Origin of the sequence: Methylobacterium sp. J-077, from assembly GCF_022829365.1 — a bacterium.
GTDB lineage: Bacteria > Pseudomonadota > Alphaproteobacteria > Rhizobiales > Beijerinckiaceae > Methylobacterium.
In genome coordinates, this window is the sequence record NZ_JAKSYJ010000179.1 from 1 (window position 1) to 20,784 (window position 20,784).

The following is a 20,784-nucleotide window of genomic DNA, read 5'->3' on the forward strand; positions in this document are numbered from 1 at the left end:
AGGCGGCTGCCATCGACAGCACCTACGTGCGGGCGCATCGCTCCGCCCACGGGGGTAAAGGGGGGCGCAGGCGCAAGGCATCGGCCCCTCCCGCGGCGGCCAGACGACCAAGATCCACGCGCTCACCGATGTCCTCGGCCGGCCCGGCGTCCTTCTGCTGACGCCCGGCAACGCCAGCGACGTCTCCACCGCCCCAGCCGTGCTGGCCGAGGCACCCGGCCGGATCCGTCGCCTGGCCGCCGACAAGGGCTACGACGTCGACTGGCTGCGTACCGACCTGCGGGCGAAGAGCATCACGCCGGTCATCCCAGGTAAGCGCGGTCGCAAGCGACGCATCCGCCACGACAAGCGGCGGTATCGTGAACGCTGGCGCATCGAGGCGACCTTCAACCGCCTCAAGGACTTCCGCCGCGTCGCGACCCGATACGACAAGCTCGCCCGCAATTATGCTTCAGCCGTCGCCCTCGCCGCCGTCATCGCTTTTTGGTGCTGATCGAGTCCAGACCCTAGAGCCGTTCCCGATGGCATTGGGTCGTGGGTAGCGGTGACAGGCGCGTTCTGATTCGATGGCGCGCTTTCGAAGGAGAGCGCCATGCCGTCAGTTCTGTCGGTCGATCTGCGCGAGCGTGTGATCGAAGCGATCGAAGCAGGATCCTCACGTCGGCAGGCGGCAGAACGCTTCGGTGTCGGGAAGGCCAGCGCGATCCGTTGGCATGCGCGCTTCCGGGACGCGGGTGAGATCGCGCCGAAGCCCGCGGGCGGCGACCGGCCTCCGCCCGCCATCGAGGCTCATGCCGAAATGATCCTGGCGATCTGCAACGCGCATCCGCAGATCTTCCTTCGGGAACTGCGCGACACCCTGGCCAAGCGGGGCGTCCGAACCAGCACGAGCGGGTTGTGGCGGTTCTTCGGTCGCCGCGGCATCACCCGTAAAAAGGGGCTCTTCACGCAGCCGAGCAACAGCGCGAGGACGTGAGGGCCGCCCGCGAGGCGTGGTTCGACGGCCAAATCGATCTCGATCCCGACAGCCTCGTCTTCCTCGACGAGACGGCGGCCGCCACCAACATGGTCAGACCCTACGGTCGATCTCCACGCGGCGAGCGCTGCCGCATCGCCGTGCCGCACGGGCATTACAAGACCACCACCGTCACCGCTGCCCTGCGCACCGGCGGCCTCGTCGCCACCACCCTGTTCGATGGCGCGACCAACGGTGAGCGTTTCCGAGCCTACGTCACCGACACCCTAGTCCCGGTGCTGAAGCGTGGCGCTACGGTCATCCTTGACAACCTGAACGTCCACAAGGTCGCCGGCGTGCGCGAGGCCATCGAGGCGGCCGGCGCGCGTCTGCTCTACCTCCCGGCCTACAGCCCAGACTTCAACCCGATCGAGCAAGCCTTCGCCAAGCTGAAGGCGCTCCTGCGAACGGCCGCCGCACGCACGGTGCCAGACCTTTGGGCCGCCATCCGGGAGGCCTTCAAAGCCTTCCATCCGCACGAATGCCGAAACTATGTCGCCGCCGCTGGATACGATGCTTTCGACCCAACATGACCGGGAACGGCTCTAAGTGCTTGAAGATAATGGCGCGCCAGTCCGAACAAAAATGCGAACACTTATGTCATTGAGGTAGCGCGATAATTTTCGAGGCCCGGCTGCTGCCCGGCACACCGCTATCGCGGTGGACCTCTCCAAGCCACGACGCAGTCTCACAAACCGGACGTTCCGCAATGCGCCCAACCCGGTCATTTAGGTTACGGTGACGACATGCCGTAAGCAGACACTGCCGGCGGCGTTGGGCCATACGCATGAGGGCAGTCCGTAGTGTCGCCTCGTTAGTATTCGTCGCTATGCTGTTGGAATGATCCTCGCCGCTCCGCGATTTGCTTTTGGCGGCAAATCATTTTCATTCGAGCGATAATTGCTGATCAAATTTAAAATATTGATTTGAAATTCGCTCTGTCATTCAAAAATCGAGGCATCGAGCTGCCCTCAGCCGGAACGCTTCGATCCTGACTGGCTCGCGTCGGTCCTCGTAGCTGCGAAGCTGTGAGTTTGGCGCTAGTCAACTGCAGAAGGTCGCGTTCAAACGCAGACTACGACGCGAGTGCACGTCGCGGGAGAACGACGGTGTCCCAGCTTTTGGTCAGAGTGATGGTCGTGTCGAGCGGTGCAGGTTTCCCGAATAGGTAGCCCTGTCCGAAGGCGCAGCCCATGTCGGTCAGCATGTCGGCCTCCTCAACGTGCTCGATTCCCTCAGCGACCACCGGGATCTCGAGCTCGTCGGCCAGACGCAGGACGGTCTGGACGATGCGCCGGCTCGTGCGGTCCGCCAGCAACGTGCGCACGAAGGCTCGGTCAATCTTCAGCGTCGTGACCGGCAGCGTGCTGAGATAGCTCAGGGATGAGTAACCGGTGCCAAAATCGTCGATCGCCACGCCGAGCCCGGCGGCGCGGCATTCGGTCAATGCGGCAGCGGCGCGCTCGGGATCTCTCATGAGCAGGCTCTCGGTCACCTCGATCTTCAGGCAGCTCGGCGCGATGCCGGTTTGGGCGACGAGGTCGGCGATCATCTGCGGGAACGAGGCGGCGGCCAGATCGTGGCCGGAGACGTTGACGCTGATGAACGGTGGCCCCTCGATCCCGCTGGGGTTGTGCAGGGCGGCCAGCATGACCTCGGGCATCACCCGCCCGACTTCGGTGAGCGCGAACCTCGTGAGGTCGGCGATCAGCCCGGACGCCTCCGCCACCGGGATGAACTCCAGCGGTGGCACGAGCCCGCGCTGAGGGTGCCGCCAGCGCATCAGTGCTTCGAAGCCGGCGAGCCGGCGCGAGGCGAGGCGGACGATCGGCTGGAAGTGCATCTCGAACTGCCGGTCGGCGACGCCCGCCCTGATCTCACGTTCAAGAACGAGGGTGCTGAGCGCTGCGGCGAAACCACTGTCGATGGCGGGCGGGCGCGTGGCAGCGGGTGGAGGCGCGGCACCCTGCATCCGCTCCAACAGCGCCACGGTCTCGCGGTAGCGCTCCAGCACCACCCCGAGGCACATACATAGGATCGGATCGGTCTCGGCGATGCGGTGGGCGAGCTGCTGCTCGGTCACCGCGACGAGGGCGCTATCCTCCAGTGCCCGGACCGAGGCCGAGCGCGGGCGCCGATCGAGGATCGCCATCTCGCCGACAATCTCGCCGGGTCCGCGGTGCGCCAGGATGATATCCCCCTCCGGGCGCTCCAGAAACACCTCGAGCCGTCCGCCGACGATCAGATAGGCGGCCTCGCCTGGCTCGCCGGCTGAGAACAGCATCGCGCCGGCGGGCAGGAGTTTGCGGTCGAGCGTCGTGTGCAGTGCGTTCACCGCCTGGAACCCCAGCTACGGCACTCTAAAGGCCGGCTATTTCTGCCTACCATCGAAGTCTTAAAGGCCGACGAACACACTGACATTTTTGTGAATTAGTGGGCCATCCTTAACCGTCTCGCAGTCCGACCTTGCAACACTCAACCTGGGACCCACCCGAGGAGATGATGCGATCATGACAGCTGCCCGACGAATGCGCGCGACCGGCCCGGTCGTGCGTCGGGTGGCTCCCGGTCTCGTGGGGACCGCGAGCCTAGTCGCGTTCCTCGTATTGCATGCCGTTTTTCCGGCTCCGTTCGAGCGGCTCGAGCTGTTCGCCAGCGATACCCTTCAGCGGCTGGCGCCACGCGGGCCGGTCGCGAAGTCGGTCGTCGTCGTCGATGTCGATGAGGAGAGTTTGGCCCGCCACGGCCAGTGGCCATGGCCACGCATCCTCGTCGCCGACCTCGTCGGCGCACTTCAAGACATGGACGCTGGCGTGATCGCGCTCGACATGGTCTTCGCCGAACCCGACCGGACCTCGCCCACCCAGCTCATTCCGGAATGGGAACGACGCTTCGGCTTCCGGGCCACGACGGATCGCGCTTCGTTGCCCGACCACGACGCGGTGCTGGCGGGCGTGTTCGACCGAGGCCGGGTCGTGGCCGGCTTCGCACCGATCGACGAGACCAAGGGTCAGGCGCCGGATGGTGTCGCCCCGTTCGCCGTGATCGGTGTGGCTGAACCCAACGGGGTCCTCCGGTTCCGCGGGGCGGTGACAAACCTCCCCGTGCTCGACGCGGCGGCGAGTGGCCACGGCAGCTTCTCGCTCAAGGCTGGAGCCGACGAGATCACCCGCAGGCTGCCGATGGTCGTGCGCGTGGGCGATCGCTTGGTTCCTTCGCTCGCCCTCGACGCCCTCCGGGTGCTTCAGGACGAGGACACGATCAAACTGCGGACGGAGGTCGTCGGGGGCGTGACGACCGGGTACACCGTTCGAGTCGGCGACATCGACCTGCCGCTCGACGTCGCGGGGACTTTGAGGCTACGCTTTCCAACCGCACGCTCGACCCGAACGATCCCCGCATGGAAACTTCTCGACCCGGTCGAACGGTTCAGATTGTACGATGAGGTCCGCGGCGCGGCGGTGTTCGTCGGAACGAGCGCGGTCGGCCTATCCGACCTTCGGCCGACACCGATGACTGTGTACGAACCTGGGGTCGACCTCCACGCCATCGCCCTAGAGCAGGCGTTGAGTGGCGCTCACTTGGTCCGTCCGGCCTGGGCCGCCGGTGTGGAGCGCGTGGTCGCGCTGACGCTTGGGCTCGCCGCGGCGTTCGCCTGCACGCTCGTGTCCTTCGCCGCCGCAGGGCTCGTTGCGGCGGTGCTGGTCTCGATCCCGATGCTGGCGGACTGGGTCCTGTTCACCCGCTCGGACCTCCTATTCGACGCGACGTTGCCGACCCTCGCCGTCGCGGCAGCGTTCGCCACGGCTGTCGTCGTCCGGTACGCCGGCGTCGAGCGGGCGTCGCAGCGCCTGCGTGCGGCGTTCACCCACTATCTGTCTCCGGACCTCGTGGCGGCGCTGGCGAGCGACCCGGGCCGGCTCAAGCTCGGGGGCGAGAGCCGCGAGATGACCTTCCTGTTCACAGATCTGGAGGGCTTCACCGCCATGACCGAGGCGGCCGGCGCGGAGGCGCTGGTTCAGTTGCTAAACGCCTATCTCGACGGGATGTGCTCGATCGCGATGGCCCACGGCGGTACGGTGGACAAGATCGTCGGGGACGCCGTGCACGTCATGTTCAACGCGCCCCTCGACCAGCCTGACCATGCCGAACGGGCGGTGACTTGCGCCCTCGCGCTCGACGCGTTCGCGCAGGACTTCAAGCTGCGTCAGCGGGCGGCGGGGGTGGCCTTCGGGACCACCCGCATCGGCGTCAACACGGGCCCCGCGGTGGTCGGCAACTTCGGCGGGAGCCGGCGCTTCGACTACACGGCCCACGGTGACGCGATCAACACCGCAGCGCGGCTCGAGTCGGCCAACAAGGCGTTGGGCACGCGGATCTGCGTCTCCAGGGCGACCTGCGACCAGGTCTCCGGGCACACCTTCCGCCCGGTTGGAACACTGATGCTCAGGGGCAAATCGATCGGTGTCGAGGTGTTCGAGCCGCTCGCGGAGGCCTCGACGTCGTTGCCAGCGTACCTCGACGCCTTCGCTCGTCTCGTCGCAGGCGACGAGGGCGCGGCGGATGATCTCCTTCGTCTGCATACCGCGGATCCAAACGATCCGATCCTCGCGCTGCACGCCCGTCGCATCGGTGCCGGCGCACGCGATACGCGCATGGCCGCCTGACGACGATCTCAGCCGAGCACGAGAAGTACTGCGAGTGCGACGTTCGTCACTTGATGCAAGAACTGATCGAAGCCCATCAGCCACCAGAACCGCGGATCAGTCATGGCGAAGCGCGTCCGGTGGGCGACCAGGGTCTTGCCGCGATCGATCAGGCCATGGACCACGAAGTCGACCAGGGCAATCCACCAGAATGCGGGTTTGACTAGTAACGCGACGCCGAGGGTCGCCAATGCGTGCATCCCGGCATGGGCGGCGAGCGGCGCTTGCCAACCGACCACACGCTCCTTGCCGCGGGCCATCCACTCCGTCTGACCGACGAAATCGACCCCATAGTGTTTGGCCGCCATAACGATCAGCAGAGCGCTTAGCGTCAGAAGTGGAACGGTAGTCTCTTGCCCAGGCACTGGCGCCTCCCGCGATCGGAGGGCAGCTTCAACCGATCTCCGTCAAAAAGGCGCTAACGCGGGCGTACGGTAGAAGACCACTGTGGCTTCATGCCGTCACATAAACCCGTCTATTTACCCCTGTTTAATCTGCGATCGGCAAGATCGGCGCGGTGTTCGTCGAGCACTGTTAGATCTAAATGAGCTTTCCGAGGCGCGAAGAACAAGCTTACGTTGTCGATCTGTACGACGCCTTCCTGGTCAGGATCGTCGAGTGCGACCTCGTGGTGAGCGTCAGATGGCTCAGCTGCCGCAGACGGTTCGGCATGGCCGTTTGAGACCCGATCCTTTCCCAGCGCAACATGGAGTTTAATCGTGATCCGTCTTCGTCTCGTCGGTACTGTGGCGGTGCTGTTTGATGCGATGACACCTGCACTCGCGGCACCTGAACCGATCGGCATCGTCGAGAAGGTCCAGGCCGATGCTTCGGCGAGCCAAGGCGGCGCTATACGTGCCCTGGCTCCGACTGGTCCGGTTCTGTTCAAGGACAAGTTCCGCACCGGGCCAGGTGCGCGCCTAGAGGCCAAACTCGACGACGGCACCGTACTGACGCTCGGCGAGAAGGGCCGGATGACGGTCGACGAGTTCGTCTACAAGCCAGAGTACCTCGGCGGTGCCATGAGCGTGAAGGTCGCTCAGGGCGCCTTCCTGTTCGTCGGGGGCAAGATCGAGGGGCCAACCGGCGGTAACGTCGTCATCGAGACCCCGGTCGGCACAATGGGTGTGCGGGGTACCACCGTGTGGGGCGGCCGCATCGACGGCGGCTACGGCGTGCTGGTGCTGGACGGCGAGGTTGAGGTGACGACAAAACGTGGGACGGTGCTGCTGAAGAAGGGCCAGGGTACGATGGTCTACGCTGGGAAGGCACCGATGGACGCAGGCGCCTGGCCGGAGGACCGCACGAAGCGGGCGGTGCAAACGATCAGCTTCGCCAAGGCGCAGTGATCGGGCGATACCGGCTCAGCGTGCCGGCGGATTGATCCGAACGGAACACCTTAAGCAGTCCGCCTCCCTTGATCGATGAGACCCAACGAAGGCTGTCGTGCCCGAGGCACACTCTATGAGTGTGCCTCGGTCGCGGCTCCTGCTCTCGCCGAATTTAGTGCGGGATTTTGCGCCCGAACGGCTGATGGAGCTGGAGGTCGGCGGCCTAACCGGCGCGGCCCACGGCGAGAAGAGCGCCGAGCGGCTGGTCCAGCGCAACGGCTACCGTGACCGAGATTGGCAGACGCGCGCCGGCACGGTCGAACTGTGCATCCCCAAGCTGCGCAAAGCCAACTCCTCTGTGGCGTAAGCGGCCCGACGCAGCCGTAACCTCTTGTCCTGAAGTCTTTGGTTAAGGCTGCCCGTGCGAGGCTTCGGCGGGAGCGAACGCGCTCTTGAGAAAACTCCGATGGCTTCGCTGCGACGCTTCACGCATCGGCTTCACTCCGCCCGCACTTGGATAGCGATGGGTGTCCTGGCACCAATCGGCATGCTGGCGGCATCTGGCCTGATGTTGGCGGACCTTCGACAAGACGCTTGGGATAAGGCTGAGCAGACCTCGAAAAACCTCGTGCAGGTTCTGGAGCGTGACATCGCCCGCAACATCGAGATGTACGACCTCTCGATCCAGGCCGCTGTCGAAAACCTTAGGACGACTGGTCTTGCTGAGATGGCTCCGGCAATCCGCCAGCTCATCCTGTTCGATCGTGCCGCGACCGCCCGCGATATGGGCGTGATGATCGTCATTGACCAGCACGGCGACATCATCGCCGACATCGATGCCGTCCCACCACGCAAGGGCAACTACGCCGACCGCGAGTACTTCCAAGTTCATAAGGCGCGCGCTGGGCTGGGCCTCTACATCGGCCGGCCGATCGTCTCGCGCTTGACAGGCGAGCGGATGCTCCCCTTCAGCCGCCGCATTAACAAACCTGACGGCACCTTCGGCGGGGTGGTCCTAGGCAGCGTGAAGTTGTCCTACTTCACGCGCCTGTTCGGCGAGATCGATCTTGGCCAGGACGGCGCCATCAACCTGTACCTCCGCGACGGCACGCGGGTCATGCGCCACCCCTATGCCGAAGCAGACATCGGGGTGAACATCGCGGGCACGCAGACCTTCCAGGGGTTCATGCGCGATGCGAGCGGAAGCTTCGTCCACATCTCTGCGCGCGACGGGATCGAACGGCACTACACCTACACGCGTGTCGGCGGCCTGCCTCTGATCCTGAACGTGGCCCTGTCGACGCGCGCGATCGAGGCCGAGTGGCGGGTCAAGGCACTGGTCATCGGGGGCATCGTGTTCGTGTTGTGCGGGCTCACGATCGCCCTTTCGCTCCTATTTGGGCGCGAACTGCGCCGGCGCGAAGCCATGCAGGCTGAGCTCGAAAGGTTGTCGCTGACCGACGCCCTGACCGGCCTGCCGAACCGCCGGGCCTTTGAGAACGCGGGGGCTCAGGCCTGGGAAGCCGCGCGGCACAGCGGCAGGCCGCTCTCGCTGCTCATCGTCGATGCCGACCACTTCAAGCGCTTTAACGATCGGTACGGCCATCAGGTTGGAGATGAGGTGCTGCGGAGCTTGGCGCGCTGCCTTTCCGCCAGCGTGTACCGGCCGCAGGACCTCGTTAGCCGAGTTGGCGGTGAGGAGTTCTCGGTTCTCCTGCCAGATACAGATCAGGCTGGCGCCCATCGCGTAGCAGACAAGCTCCATGCTGAGGTGTCTGCGCTGACTATAGCTTCAATCGGCATCGGAGCCGGAGCAGTCACGGTGAGCATTGGGCTCGCAGCCATAGTACCGACAGCCACGGAGGTCGCCGGGCTGACGGATCTCTATCGCTTGGCAGACGAAGCTCTCTACGAGGCTAAAGCGGGTGGGCGGAACCAGACCCGCCATGCGAAGCCGCATGAGCCGGCCGTGTTTCCGCTGAAGCAGGTGCTCCGGTTGATGCAATGAGCGAAGGTGGGCGAAGTACGCCGACGCCTTACAGCTACGCATTCTTCAAGCCCGGTGGCACAGTCCCGCCGTCAAGCCGAACCGGCCCGAGCACCGCTACTTATTACCCGATCGACCGGGCACAGCTCTCGGCCGTGATCCGGTTCGGCCTCGCGAGAGGCTGCTGCGAAGGCTGCGGACGGCCGCACGCGCGGATGACCCCCAATGCGAGCGGGACCGGACGTTCGGCTTCGCGCCCATTCCAGCCATTCGGTCAAAAGGTGTAAAATCCTGTAAGCGGACCTTCCGGCAAGTCTGGCAAGGGCGATCCTCGGAAACACGAGGCCTCTTCAGCATACTTGGACAGGCCAACATGCGTAGTTGCCAGCGCCCGAACGTACCGTGCGTGATTTGTCATTCGCTGCTGAAAAATAAATTTTTCGGAAGAGGAATAAAGCCACCCCTCTATTCGTATGAAAACTGAGATGGCGAATATTTTCGTTGTAAGACGGGTGTTGCCAGTAAGACATAGCTAAAGATGCCTGGCTTCGGATAACAACGAGTCTCTGTTGGAATCTGAGAGGTCATGCGCGACATGAAAAGGCTGTTCCTTGCCGCTGCTGCTACGCTGCTGGCATCCACCGCGATGGCCGCTGACCTACCCCGCCGTGCCCGCCGCCGATCTTCACACCCGTGCCGGTGTTCACCTGGACTGGGGCGTACTTCGGTATCAACGCGGGCTACGCCTACACCGAGTCGGACACGATCCGGACCGTGGGCATCGGCACCCTTCAGAACAACGTGAACAACCTGCTCCGCAGCCCGGCGGTTCGCCTGTCGCAGGATGGGTTCTCTGCCGGTGGTCAGGTTGGCTACAACTATCAGTTCACGCCGGGCTCCGGCATCGTCGTCGGCGTCGAGGCCGATGCGCAGTACATGGACTTGCAGCGCACGGGCGTGCAGTCGATCTTCCGCCCGGCCTTCAACCCTAACGTCCTGACCAACACCTATCGTACCGACCTCAGCTTCCTCGGCACCGTCCGCGGTCGCGTCGGCTACGCCTTCGATCGGGTGTTCGTGTACGGTACTGGCGGCTTCGCTTATGGCGACGTGACCCAGCGCGTCGGTTTCCAGACCGCCGCGCCGCTGACCTACTTCGGCAGCCGCTCGCGGATGGACACCGGCTACGCCTACGGTGGCGGCATCGAGTACGCCCTGCCGACCGACTCATTCCTGAACTTCTTCCGGTCGAACGCCGTGACGCTCAAGGCAGAGTACATCCGCTACGACCTCGGAAGCCACAATCTGCTCGTCGGCTCGGTCGGCGGCCCCGGCGTCGGCTACATTTCCCAGTTCCGGACGGAGGGCGGCATCGCCCGCGCGGGTCTGAACTTCAAGTTTGGCTCGTACTGAGGCGGGGACAAGCTACGCCTCGGCGTCCGCGCCGAGGTGATCGCAGCAGGGCGGCGAGGGACAGGTCCTCTTCATCGCCTTTCTGCTGCGAGCGTTTCAACAACTCTGACCGACCACCTGATCCCCAGCCCGATCAAACTGGCCGGGAGGTCGGTCCACCCTGGGAGCACCCGCTCCTGGGGTGTTTTTTTGTTCTGACTTGAGCGAGCAATTCGAGATCGTATTCGGGGTTGTCGCCCCCCGGTAAGGCCGTCTTCACCCTGTCAGCGGAGCCGGGAAACGCAACGCAGGCTGCGCGCGTACCGCGGGTATGATCAGCAAACGTGTCGAACCAACCCCGCCGATGTCCCCGAGTGAGGATGCGCTCACCCAAATATCGCAGCCAGCGTTCGTAGCAGGCTGGGCGGCACTGGTGGGAGAGCCGCCTGCCATGATGCTCGAAAACCGATCCGAGATGATCCGGGTCCTGGTGGAGAGCACGCCGATCGTACCGTTGGCGGGATCAGTCCCTTTCGCTGACGGTGATCAGGACGAACAACACTGACGGATCCACTTCGATGAGAAGGCGGCCCCTTGGGTTGGTAAGCGTCAAGCTGGTGGTTGCCGCTATACTTCTTGGAGCCGCATGCATCATTGCCGTGGTCCGAGCGATCGGACGCCTACCATGATCGAGGCGGGTGTGTTGATACGGTTCAAGCCCGTCCAGCAGCGGTGACGGGCTCCCGCTCACCGATCAGTGATCAGGTCGGAGGCCTACGATCCGAAACTTTTCCCTAGGTGGCCCCGTATCAGCCACCATCGCCCCCAGCGAGGGGGAACGGAAGGAAGCATGATGTTCAACACCAACACAGGCCGCCGCGCAGCCCGGACGTTCGCCCTGACCCTTGCTCTCGGCCTGGGTGCCACTGGCGCAGCCTACGCCAAGAACCCGATGGTCGGCGGCGCACCGATGTACGCCAACAAGACGATCGTCGAGAACGCGGTCAACTCCAAGGACCACACCACCCTGGTCGCTGCCGTGAAGGCTGCGGGCCTCGTCGAGACGCTGAGCGGCCCCGGCCCGTTCACGGTGTTCGCGCCCACCAACGCCGCCTTCGCCAAGCTGCCGGCGGGCACCGTCGAGAACCTCGTGCAGCCGCAGAACAAGCCGACCCTGACCAAGATCCTGACCTATCACGTGGTCTCGGGCGTCTACACCGCCAAGGACCTGATGACCCTCGCCAAGAAGGGGCCTGATCAGGCCGTTCTCACCACCGTCGAGGGCGAGCCGCTCGCCGTCGCGGTGCAGGGCAAGAAAGTGCTCATCACCGACGTGAAGGGCGGCACTGTCACGGTGACGATCCCCAACGTGATGCAGTCGAACGGCGTGATCCACGTCGTCAACGGCGTGCTAATGCCATGATAATGCTGGCGGCGCGGCTTCGACTGCGCCGCCTACCTCTACTCGGCGATCAGCATGCCGGTATAGACCACCGGTCCCGTGGGCTGGCCGCTCGGCGAGCCGCCCGGCGGCTCCACCGAGACCGCCAGCACCCCGTCTAATGCGGCGCCATGCGGCAGGCTCACCCGGCTCGGCGCGGCCCCGACGAGGCCGAGCGGCTTCGGCCCCTGGGCGCCGACATACCACAGTTCCAGGCTCCGGCCTGCGGGCGTCTCGGCCCCGACCGGCCGGACCTGGGCGGTGCCAGTGCGGGTGTCGACGCGCACGATCAGGGTCGGAAGCGTACCACCGCTCTGGACCACCGCGAGATAGCGGCCACCCTCTGGCTCTGGCCGCGACCCGACCGCGACGAACAGCGCCAGTCCGGCCGCTAGCAGCCCGGCCGCCGCGGTGGCGATGCGCCAGCGCCAAACCTGTCGCTGCAGATGAGCGAGGAGCTCCCCGCCCAGCGGAGTGATTGATCTGCTGGGCCCGGCAGATCGCGCCCGCAGCAGCGCCGCCCGCACCCGCGGCGGCGGTATCACCGGCGGGATCGCGCCGAGCAGGGGTGAAAACCGCCGTTCCCAAGCCTGCACCCGGCGCGCCAAGGCGGTATCGGTGACGATCGCGCGTGTCATCGTGGCCCGCTTCCCTGGGTCGAGGGTGCCGAGCACGTACTCGGCGGCACGCAGGTCAGGATCTGAAGCGGTATCATCGACGCCGCTCATGGCACCCCTTCCGAAAATGACATCTGGAAGCCGTTAGCTCTTCGTGGCGAGCTCACGCAGCCGCATGCTGCCGACCGCTCGCGCGCCAGCGGCCGTTGCGTAGGAGTAAGACGATTGCTCCGATCGTTGACCGCCTGCCGAGGTGATGAGCCAGCGGAAGCACCCGGGATGAATGGTGCAAGGCACCACCGTGACCCGGTGGGATCGCAAGATTTGGCCGAATGCTGACGCCCTGAGAGCCATTCACCCCCTACGATCAGCGGGGCGACAGAGTTTCAGGGCTGTTTTGGCAAGGCAGGATCTACCCCAATTCCGAAGCGGCAAGACGCAACGAAATGGACTGGCTTCTGCCCGCCAGGTTGCCGTAGCTGGCTTCCATGCCCTCCGCGCCCCTCTCCGCCGCCTACAGCTTGAAGGCCTCCGGGGCCTGCGCTTTGTACCTGCAGGGCATGCGGCACGGGGCGCACTCGAGCGTCATGCCGGTGCTGCAGGAGCTTGCTCTGGTCTAGGAGCGGTCGGTACGAGGCCGGCCGGGCGCAAGCTGTGGTTCCTGCCGCCGACCAGGCGCGAGCTGCTGACCGGGACAGGGATGAGCGAGCCGCGGGAGTCTTAGCGGTCGAGGCTGTGACTCGACCCAATTGCCGACGGTCTACTCCGAACATTCCGCTGGGCGCAGATGAACCGGAGCCTGCCACGGTGATTGCCACAGTGAAATAGGCGCCATCATCGTTATCGCCACCTCCGCTGGTGGCTTGGATCCGCTTCTGCGGATCGTCACCGCGCTGCCGCCCAACTGCCGCGCCTCCGTATTCATCGTCCAGCATATAGGGGCGAACTAAGGCATCCTCCCCAGCATCCTCGCTTCGCACGGTAGTCTCCCGGTAGCCTTCACTCGGCACGGCGAGGTGGTCGAGTGTGGCCGTATTTACGTCGCGCCGCCCGACCACCACATGCGGTTGGGCTTCGCCTCGTTCTGGCTGGATCAGCGGATCAAGGAGCACTTCACGCGTCCGGCTGCCAATCCCTTGTTCATCTCAGCCGCCAAAACTTACGGCGCGCGCGTGGCTGGAATCGTGCTCAGCGGCGTGAACAACCATGGGGCCGCGGGCATTCTTGCGATCACGGCACGCGGTGGCCTAGGCTTGCTGCAAAACCTCGATGAGGCCAAGTTTTCTGATATGCCCATGGCGGCGCTGAACCTCGATCACCCTGAGGCTCCCATTACTGCCGGACGCCTTGCTGAGAGGCTGGTTGCGCACTGCGCCAGCTTCTGAGCCGACTCGGCCTGCTCATTTGCCCCCGGCCTCGGCTCGAACGTCCAGATCGGCGAGGGCGACTACTGGGAGAACCAGGTTTAAGCATGGTATGTCGACATATGCGCTTTCGCCGACTTGTCCGGAAATCGTTCTAGCTAGGCTCGTCCTGCGACACCACACCGGTGGCGGTCATGCGTTCGCTGAGATCTCTAAGTTCCTGACGTAGGTCCGCAAGGTCATGGTCCTGCAATCCCGTCCGGCAGATGACGGATTGGTGCGCGACCGAAACTTCGCCCTCAAGCCTGATGCCGGCCTCGGTGAGGGCGACGACGACGACGCGCCGGTCTACGCCACGTGCGCGGACAACGAAGCCGGCTGCCTCCAGTTTGTCGACGAGCGGGGTCACTGCGTTGGACCCGAGCTGCAGCCGTTCTGCGACGGCATGGACCGGTGCGGCGCCGTCCTGCCACAGAGCGAGCATGACGAGGTACTGCGGATAGGTCAGTCCGAGCTGGGCGAGCATCGGTCGGTAGGCGCGCACCACCGCGTTGGTCGCGGCGTAAAGCGCGAAGCAGAGCTGGTCGTCCAACCGGAGTCTGGACTTATTCGAACCCATCGCTCAAATTCCGTTCAGGTCTGGATGATCCACGCATGAACGAAGCTGTCAAGCGGCGGTGTACCGGACCGTAAGCCCACCCGGCCCGGCGAGACCTGGATCAAGGGTCCGCCAACAAGGAGAAACGCCATGAGGAAGATCCTGACATCGGCCGTCGTTGTCGCGGTCCTGTCCGCCACGCCCTCGCTCGCCCTCGACGTGACCAAGACTGCGATGGTGGCGGCGCCACCGGCCACCGTCTGGAAGACCATCGGCGAGTTCTGCGGCATCGGCAATTGGCACCCGGCCGTCGAGAAGTGCGTCCTGTCCGAGAAGGGCGGCAAGAAGGTCCGCACGCTGTCCCTGAGGGGCGGCGGCACCATCGTCGAGGAGCAGGTCGCCCGCGACGAGAGGACGATGGCCTACACCTACGCCATCCTGGAGAGTCCGCTGCCGGTCGAGGGCTACAAGTCGACCCTCTCGGTCGCGCCCGACGGCAAGGGTTCCAAGCTGACCTGGACGGGCAACTTCAAGGCCAAGGGCGCGCCCGACGCCAAGGCCGAGGAGGTTGTCGGCGGCATCTACGAGGGTGGCCTCAAGGGCATCTCCGACAACGCCAGGTAGCGCCACGTTCCCGCCCGCGGTGGCCGCCGTCGCGGGCGGGGCGAAGCGATTGAGGAAGGAGCCCCCATGAGACATCCCGTACGAAGCCCGATCCTCGCGGTCGCGGTCCTGATCGCCGGCATCGGCTGCGCCGCGGCGAAGGACGGCCATGATGCGAAGGGAATGGTTGCCATCGAGGACGCGTCCGCCGTCATCTACGGCGCCGGTCCGGCGAACCTCCCCAAAGGCACGCAGCTGAGCAAGCTCGCAGGCGACCCGGCCAAGCCCGGTCCATTCGTCTTGCGCATCAAGCTCCCGGCCAACACGGTGATCGCGCCCCACACCCATTCCCTGCCCGAGACGCTGACCATTCTGTCCGGCTCGATCTATCACCAGCACGGCGAGACCATCGACAAGGCGGCCGGCAAGATCCTGAGGGCCGGCGGTTTCGTCTACCTGCCGCAGGACATGCCGCACTCGCTCTGGACCACCGATGAGCCGGTCGAGCTCCAGGTCAACGGCTCCAGACCCTTCGGGCTCAACTACGTCAACCCGGCCGACGACCCGAGCCACAAGGCCGAGTGAGGCGGTCGACCGCCGACAAGCCCTCAACAGTCACGACCCCAACCAGGACTCCCGATGGCCTATCCCACCCTCACCGCCTTCTACGCCGGCCTGTTCGCGCTCATCTACATCGGGCTCTCGGCCTGGGTCATGGCAAGCCGGGTCTCCTCGGACACGCTGCATGGCGACGGCGGCAACGAGACTTTGGAAAAGCGCATCCGCACCCAAGGCAACTTCGGCGAGTACGTGCCGCTCGCCCTTATCCTCGTCGCCCTGCTCGAAGCGGGTGGCGGCGGGCCGACGCTGGTGCGGACGCTCCTGATCGTCCTGCTTGTCGCCCGCGTCCTGCATCCCTTCGGGATGTTCGCGGCCAAGAACTCGCCTGTGCAGTTCGCCTGCCGCGGCGGCGGCATCCTCGCCACCTTGGGCGTCATCGCGGTGGCCGCCGTAGCCTTGCTTCTGCGGGCCGGTTGAGCGGCACCGGCGTCCCGAAGGCCAGGAACAACTTGGCTTGGCAATGCCCACCGCGGCGATGACGCCTATCGACCACAAGCCGAGCAGGCTAGACGCTAAACGACGACGAGGGATGACGGGATGACCATTGACGGCACGGAGGTCCTCAAGAGGGCCGTGACGGAGGACGAGGCCGCGATCCTCGGCGACTGGACCGGGGCCCTTAGGGAAAGCGGATCTCTCCAGAGCGGCCGCATCCGCGAGGCCGAGCTCCAGACGCAGGCCAAGGCCGTTCTCGGTCAGTTCCGTGACGCCCTCGCCGCCGGCGGCCTCGACGCCGACAGTGAGGGTTACGCGTCGTTGCGCGAGACCCTCGCCGACATCTCCCGCTCGCGGGCGATCCAGGGGTTCACCCCGACCGACACCGCCAACTTCGTGTTTTCGCTGAAGGAGCCGATCTTCGAGGCGCTCGGGCGGACGTCGGGCGCGGACGCCTCGGCGCTGGCGGCCGGAGTGTGGGCCGTAGGCAAGGTGCTCGACCGGCTCGGCCTGCACACCATGGAGGTGTTCCTGGCCAGCCGCGAGGAGGTGATCGGGCGCCAGGGGCAGGAGATCGCCGAGCTCTCGACCCCGGTGGTCCGGCTCTGGGACGGCATCCTCGCGCTGCCGCTCATCGGCACCCTCGACAGCGCCCGGACCGGCGTCGTGATGGAGAACCTTCTCCAGGCCATCGTCGACGAGGAGGCCGAGATCGCCATCATCGACATCACCGGCGTGCCGACCGTCGACACCCTGGTGGCGCAGCACCTGCTGAAGACCGTCGCGGCGGCCCGTCTGATGGGTGCTGACTGCATCGTCTCCGGCATCCGGCCGCAGATCGCGCAGACCATGGTTCATCTCGGCGTCGAGCTGAACGTCGTCTCGAAGGCGACGCTCGCCGACGCGTTCGCGGTGGCGTTGAAGCGGACCGGCCGCAAGGTGGTGCGCCAGCAAACGTCAACCGAGGAGCTCCGCTGACGCCATGGACCGCATCCCGATCCTCAAGCTCGGTGGCGCGCTGATCGTCACCATCCAGGTCGACATGCACGACCGCCTCGCCCTCGCGCTGGAGGAGGACCTCACCGCGATGATCGCGCGCACCGGCGCGCGCGGGGTCCTGCTGGAGATCTCGGCGCTGGAGATCGTCGATTCCTTCATCGGGCGCATGCTGGTGAGCATCGCCGCCGTCTCGCGCGTCCTCGACGCGGAGACGGTGGTGGCCGGCATGCGGCCGGCGGTCGCCATCACCCTGGTCGAGCTCGGTCTGGAGCTGACCGGCATCAAGACCGCGCTGAACGTCGAGCGCGGCATGGCGCTGATCCAGGCGCGGCTCGCCGAGGAGGAGGACGGTCGCGGGGGCGACCGTGACCGTCACGAAGGCTGAGACGCTCCCGATCCGATCCGGTGACGACGTGGTGCGCGTGCGCCAGCGGGTCCGCGCGCTCGCCATCGAGATCGGCCTCGGGCTCGTCGACCAGACCAAGATCGTCACCGCCGCGAGCGAGCTCGCCCGGAACACCCTCGACTACGGTGGCGGTGGCGACATGCGGGCCGAGATCGTGCAGGCCGGGATGCGCAGGGGCCTGCGCCTGACCTTCGAGGACCAGGGCCCCGGCATCGCTGACATCGAGCAGGCGATGATCGATCACTACACCTCCGGCGGCGGGCTCGGCCTCGGCCTCGGCGGAGCCAAGCGGCTCTCGAACGAGTTCCATATCGAATCGACGCCCGGGGCAGGCACGCGCGTGACCATCGCGCGGTGGAAGTGAGCATGCACCGGATCACCGTGAGGGAAGCGAGCCAGGTGGCCGAGGCGCGGCGGCGCGCCGTCGCCGTGGCGCAGGGCATCGGCTTCGACGAGACCGCGGCCGGACGCGTGGCCCTGGTCGTCACCGAGCTCGCCACCAACATCGTCAAGTACGGCGTGCCGGGCGAGGTCCTGGTAGGCACCTACGAGGACGGGACCGGCTCGGGCATCGAGATCCTCGCCCTCGACAAGGGACCCGGTGTCTCGGATCTTGGATCGGCGCTGCGCGACGGCCATTCCACCGGTGGCAGCGCCGGCGAGGGCTTGGGGGCGGTACGCCGCCTCGCCGACGCGTTCGACATCGTGTCTCGGCCGGGCTCGGGAACGGCGGTGCTGGCCCGTATGTCCGGCGTTCGTTCCACCGCCCCGGGAGCCGAGGCGACCTTCGGTTCCGTTACGGTGCCCCTGAAGGGGGAGACCGCGAACGGCGACGCCTACGGCATCCATGAGCGCGCGGACGGGTGGACGGCCATCGTGGCGGACGGCCTCGGGCATGGGCCGGATGCGGCGAAGGCCTCCGAGGAGGCCCTCCGACTGTTCCGACGCAACCAGGACAAGCCGCCCGCCGCGATCCTGTCGGCCATCCATGCGGGCCTGTCCCATACGCGGGGCGGCGCGATATCCGTCGCACGCTACGCCCGGGACACCTCCACCCTCACGTTCACGGGCATAGGCAACGTCCTGGGAGCCGTCGTCTCTGGCACCGGGACCAAGCGCACGGTCAGCCTCGCCGGGACGGCGGGGCACGTGGCGCGACGCATCCAGGAGTTCGAGTACCCCATGAGTCCCGAGGACCTGTTCGTGCTGTGCTCGGACGGGATCGCGACGAGCTGGGCTCTCGACGCCCATCCTGGCATTGCCGGCGCGCACCCGGCGCTCGTGGCCGGCGTGATCTTCCGCGACTTCGCCCGCGCTCGCGACGATGCCACCGTGCTCGTCGTGCGGGGACAGGTCCCATGAGGTGGCCACTCCTCACCAGCGCCGTCGCGCACGAGGACGACATCGTCACGGTGCGTCAGCGCGTTCGCCGGCTTGCCGAGCGCCTCGGCTTCGAGGTCCAGGACCAGACCCGCATCGCCACGGCCGTGTCCGAGATCGCGCGCAACGCCTACGGCTACGCCGGTGGCGGCCGCATCGAGTACGGCCTCGATCAGGGACGGGACGGGCAGTTCCTGGTGATCAGGGTCAGCGACAAGGGCCCCGGCATCGTCGAGCTCGATGCCATCCTGGCAGGTCGCTTCCGCTCGACGACCGGGCTCGGCATCGGCATCACCGGCTCGCGCCGCCTGATGGACCGCTTCGAGATCGACACCGCGCCGGGCGACGGCACGGTGGTGACGTTCGGCAAGCGCCTCCCGCCCGGCGTCGAGGACTTCACGGGTCCCGGGCTGGTCAGCCTGGCCGACGACGTCGCCCGTGCCAGGACCGCCGAGCCGCTGGTCGCCCTGCGCGAGCAGAACCGCGAGCTCCTGAGCAGCCTCGCCGAACTCGCGGAGCGCCAGGAGGAGGCCCAGCGCCTGAACCGGGAGCTCGCCGAGACGAACAGGGGCGTGGTGGCGCTCCACGCCGAGCTGGAGGCGCAGGCCACGCTCCTGCGCGAGGCCGGCACCCTCCTTGAGAGCCAAGTCGCCGCGCGGACGGCGGAGCTCGCCGATGCGAACGCGCGCCTGCTGACCGAGGCGGCCGAGCGGGAGCGGATGGAGCAGAACCTTCGCCAGTCACAGAAAATGGAGGCAGTCGGGCAGCTCACCGGAGGCGTGGCGCACGATTTCAACAACCTGCTCACCGTCATCAAGTCGTCCACCGACCTGCTGAAGCGTCCGAACCTCCCCGAGGATCGCCGCGTCCGATATATCGGGGCGATCTCCGATACCGTGGGCCGCGCCGCGAAGCTGACCGGGCAACTCCTGGCGTTCGCACGCCGCCAGGCCCTGATGCCCGAGGTGTTCGCAGCCTGCGACAGCGTGCGGTCCATCGGCGACATGATGGGCACGCTCACCGGCTCTCGCATCCAGATCGTCACGGACCTGCCCGAGGAGACCTGCTTCGTCCACGCCGACCCGAGCCAGTTCGATACGGCGCTGGTCAACATGGCCGTCAACGCCCGGGATGCCATGGACGGCGAGGGCCGGCTGGTGATCCGCGTGAGGCCGGTCGAGGCGATGCCGGCGATGGGAGGCCACGCCGCCGTCACCGGGCCGTTCGTCGCGGTTTCGATCAGCGACACCGGAATCGGGATACCCGCGGACGGCCTGGAGCGGATCTTCGAGCCGTTCTTCACGACCAAGGGCGTCGGCCAGGGCACGGGGCTCGGCCTCTCCCAGGTCTTCGGGTTCGCCAAGCAGTCGGGCGGCGAGGTCGCGGTCGAGAGCGAGGTCGGACGCGGCACCACCTTCACCCTTTACCTGCCCCGCGTCGCCGGCAGAGGCAGGGCGGTGGACGCCGGCGAACCGGAGCCGCTCATGGACGGACACGGCACCTGCGTGCTCGTGGTCGAGGACAACGCGGAGGTCGGGACCTTCGCGGTGCAGACGCTGACCGACCTCGGTTACGTCACCGTGCTGGCTACGAACGCCGCGGAGGCGCTGGCCGAACTCACGAGGGATGCCGACCGCTTCGACGTGGTGTTCTCGGACGTGGTGATGCCGGGCATGAACGGCATCGACCTCGCGCATCGCATCCGCGCGGCGCACCACGACCTGCCGGTGCTGCTGGCCTCCGGCTACAGCCACGTGCTGGCCGAGAACGGGACCTCCGGGTTCGAGCTCCTGCACAAGCCGTATTCCATCGAGCAGCTCTCGCGCCTGCTGCGCAAGGTCGCCACCTGGCAGCGCCGAAAGCGGATCCTGGGCGGGTAAGGCGACATG

General features: G+C 66.2%; 18 protein-coding genes and 4 pseudogenes. 18 read left to right on the forward strand and 4 right to left on the reverse strand.

Going from position 1 to position 20,784, the window contains the following annotated elements; translation table 11 throughout:
• Together MKL11_RS22025 and MKL11_RS22030 are read left to right on the forward strand one after the other, a co-directional pair.
• Nucleotides 1-493 (forward strand): annotated as a pseudogene (locus MKL11_RS22025) (IS5 family transposase); the annotation flags it as partial.
• Nucleotides 494-592: 99 nt separating this feature from the next.
• Nucleotides 593-1,548 (forward strand): IS630 family transposase gene (locus MKL11_RS22030; protein WP_243947318.1). Its coding sequence is split into 2 segments (ribosomal slippage): nucleotides 593-944 and nucleotides 944-1,548, totalling 957 coding nucleotides; the frame shifts between segments, so codons are not numbered across the junction.
• 542 nt (nucleotides 1,549-2,090) lie between these two features.
• Here MKL11_RS22030 and MKL11_RS22035 read toward each other — a convergent pair.
• Complete coding sequence (locus MKL11_RS22035; protein ID WP_243947320.1) at nucleotides 2,091-3,350, reverse strand: EAL domain-containing protein; 1,260 nt, start codon at nucleotides 3,348-3,350, stop codon at nucleotides 2,091-2,093.
• A gap of 193 nt (nucleotides 3,351-3,543) precedes the next feature.
• Between MKL11_RS22035 and MKL11_RS22040 the strand changes: the two genes are divergently transcribed.
• A complete protein-coding gene (locus tag MKL11_RS22040; protein WP_243947322.1) occupies nucleotides 3,544-5,682 on the forward strand; it encodes a CHASE2 domain-containing protein in 2,139 nt (712 codons plus the stop codon).
• 8 nt (nucleotides 5,683-5,690) lie between these two features.
• Here the strand turns inward: MKL11_RS22040 and MKL11_RS22045 are convergent, their stop codons facing one another.
• Nucleotides 5,691-6,029: a DUF3307 domain-containing protein gene (locus MKL11_RS22045; protein WP_243947324.1), complete on the reverse strand. Its 339-nt coding sequence runs from the start codon at nucleotides 6,027-6,029 to the stop codon at nucleotides 5,691-5,693.
• Nucleotides 6,030-6,440: 411 nt separating this feature from the next.
• Between MKL11_RS22045 and MKL11_RS22050 the strand changes: the two genes are divergently transcribed.
• From MKL11_RS22050 to MKL11_RS22070, 5 genes and pseudogenes are all read left to right on the forward strand, one after another.
• Nucleotides 6,441-7,070 carry a FecR domain-containing protein gene (locus MKL11_RS22050; protein WP_243947325.1) on the forward strand — a complete coding sequence of 210 codons (630 nt, stop codon included), beginning with the start codon at nucleotides 6,441-6,443 and terminating at the stop codon, nucleotides 7,068-7,070.
• Between the two features lie 115 nt (nucleotides 7,071-7,185).
• Nucleotides 7,186-7,404: pseudogene (locus tag MKL11_RS22055) on the forward strand (transposase); the annotation flags it as partial.
• A gap of 114 nt (nucleotides 7,405-7,518) precedes the next feature.
• The gene (locus MKL11_RS22060; protein WP_313900771.1) at nucleotides 7,519-9,060 is read left to right on the forward strand and encodes a sensor domain-containing diguanylate cyclase; all 1,542 of its coding nucleotides are present in this window, start codon (nucleotides 7,519-7,521) and stop codon (nucleotides 9,058-9,060) included.
• A gap of 574 nt (nucleotides 9,061-9,634) precedes the next feature.
• A pseudogene (locus MKL11_RS22065) lies at nucleotides 9,635-10,452 on the forward strand (outer membrane protein).
• Nucleotides 10,453-11,284: 832 nt separating this feature from the next.
• The gene (locus MKL11_RS22070; protein ID WP_243947351.1) at nucleotides 11,285-11,854 is read left to right on the forward strand and encodes a fasciclin domain-containing protein; all 570 of its coding nucleotides are present in this window, start codon (nucleotides 11,285-11,287) and stop codon (nucleotides 11,852-11,854) included.
• A gap of 38 nt (nucleotides 11,855-11,892) precedes the next feature.
• Here the strand turns inward: MKL11_RS22070 and MKL11_RS22075 are convergent, their stop codons facing one another.
• Complete coding sequence (locus MKL11_RS22075) at nucleotides 11,893-12,600, reverse strand: anti-sigma factor domain-containing protein (RefSeq protein ID WP_243947327.1); 708 nt, start codon at nucleotides 12,598-12,600, stop codon at nucleotides 11,893-11,895.
• A gap of 377 nt (nucleotides 12,601-12,977) precedes the next feature.
• On the opposite strand from MKL11_RS22075, the gene MKL11_RS33185 reads away from it, so the two are divergent.
• Both MKL11_RS33185 and MKL11_RS22080 read left to right on the forward strand, forming a co-directional pair.
• Nucleotides 12,978-13,109, forward strand: a complete 132-nt coding sequence (locus tag MKL11_RS33185; RefSeq protein WP_279600654.1) for a hypothetical protein — start codon at nucleotides 12,978-12,980, stop codon at nucleotides 13,107-13,109.
• A gap of 222 nt (nucleotides 13,110-13,331) precedes the next feature.
• Nucleotides 13,332-13,874, forward strand: a pseudogene (locus MKL11_RS22080) (chemotaxis protein CheB).
• Nucleotides 13,875-14,007: 133 nt separating this feature from the next.
• On the opposite strand, the gene MKL11_RS22085 reads toward MKL11_RS22080, so the two are convergent.
• The gene (locus MKL11_RS22085; protein WP_243947328.1) at nucleotides 14,008-14,445 is read right to left on the reverse strand and encodes a MarR family winged helix-turn-helix transcriptional regulator; all 438 of its coding nucleotides are present in this window, start codon (nucleotides 14,443-14,445) and stop codon (nucleotides 14,008-14,010) included.
• A 156-nt stretch (nucleotides 14,446-14,601) separates the two neighbouring features.
• Here MKL11_RS22085 and MKL11_RS22090 point away from each other — a divergent pair, with 156 nt between their 5' ends.
• From MKL11_RS22090 to MKL11_RS22125, 8 genes are all read left to right on the forward strand, one after another.
• On the forward strand, nucleotides 14,602-15,075 hold the full coding sequence (locus MKL11_RS22090; RefSeq protein WP_243947329.1) for an SRPBCC family protein: 474 nt from the start codon (nucleotides 14,602-14,604) through the stop codon (nucleotides 15,073-15,075).
• Nucleotides 15,076-15,141: 66 nt separating this feature from the next.
• Nucleotides 15,142-15,639: a cupin domain-containing protein gene (locus MKL11_RS22095; RefSeq protein WP_243947330.1), complete on the forward strand. Its 498-nt coding sequence runs from the start codon at nucleotides 15,142-15,144 to the stop codon at nucleotides 15,637-15,639.
• A gap of 54 nt (nucleotides 15,640-15,693) precedes the next feature.
• Nucleotides 15,694-16,092 carry an MAPEG family protein gene (locus tag MKL11_RS22100; RefSeq protein ID WP_243947332.1) on the forward strand — a complete coding sequence of 133 codons (399 nt, stop codon included), beginning with the start codon at nucleotides 15,694-15,696 and terminating at the stop codon, nucleotides 16,090-16,092.
• Between the two features lie 120 nt (nucleotides 16,093-16,212).
• Nucleotides 16,213-17,088: an STAS domain-containing protein gene (locus MKL11_RS22105; RefSeq protein WP_243947334.1), complete on the forward strand. Its 876-nt coding sequence runs from the start codon at nucleotides 16,213-16,215 to the stop codon at nucleotides 17,086-17,088.
• Between the two features lie 4 nt (nucleotides 17,089-17,092).
• On the forward strand, nucleotides 17,093-17,494 hold the full coding sequence (locus tag MKL11_RS22110; RefSeq protein ID WP_243947336.1) for an STAS domain-containing protein: 402 nt from the start codon (nucleotides 17,093-17,095) through the stop codon (nucleotides 17,492-17,494).
• Nucleotides 17,475-17,879, forward strand: a complete 405-nt coding sequence (locus MKL11_RS22115; protein WP_243947337.1) for an anti-sigma regulatory factor — start codon at nucleotides 17,475-17,477, stop codon at nucleotides 17,877-17,879. Before MKL11_RS22110 ends, MKL11_RS22115 begins: the two co-directional genes overlap by 20 nt.
• Nucleotides 17,880-17,881: 2 nt before the next feature.
• The gene (locus tag MKL11_RS22120; protein WP_243947339.1) at nucleotides 17,882-18,877 is read left to right on the forward strand and encodes an ATP-binding SpoIIE family protein phosphatase; all 996 of its coding nucleotides are present in this window, start codon (nucleotides 17,882-17,884) and stop codon (nucleotides 18,875-18,877) included.
• Nucleotides 18,874-20,775 (forward strand): ATP-binding protein, encoded by a 1,902-nt coding sequence (locus tag MKL11_RS22125; RefSeq protein ID WP_243947342.1) that lies wholly within the window; start codon nucleotides 18,874-18,876, stop codon nucleotides 20,773-20,775. Before MKL11_RS22120 ends, MKL11_RS22125 begins: the two co-directional genes overlap by 4 nt.
• Nucleotides 20,776-20,784 lie beyond the last annotated feature (9 nt).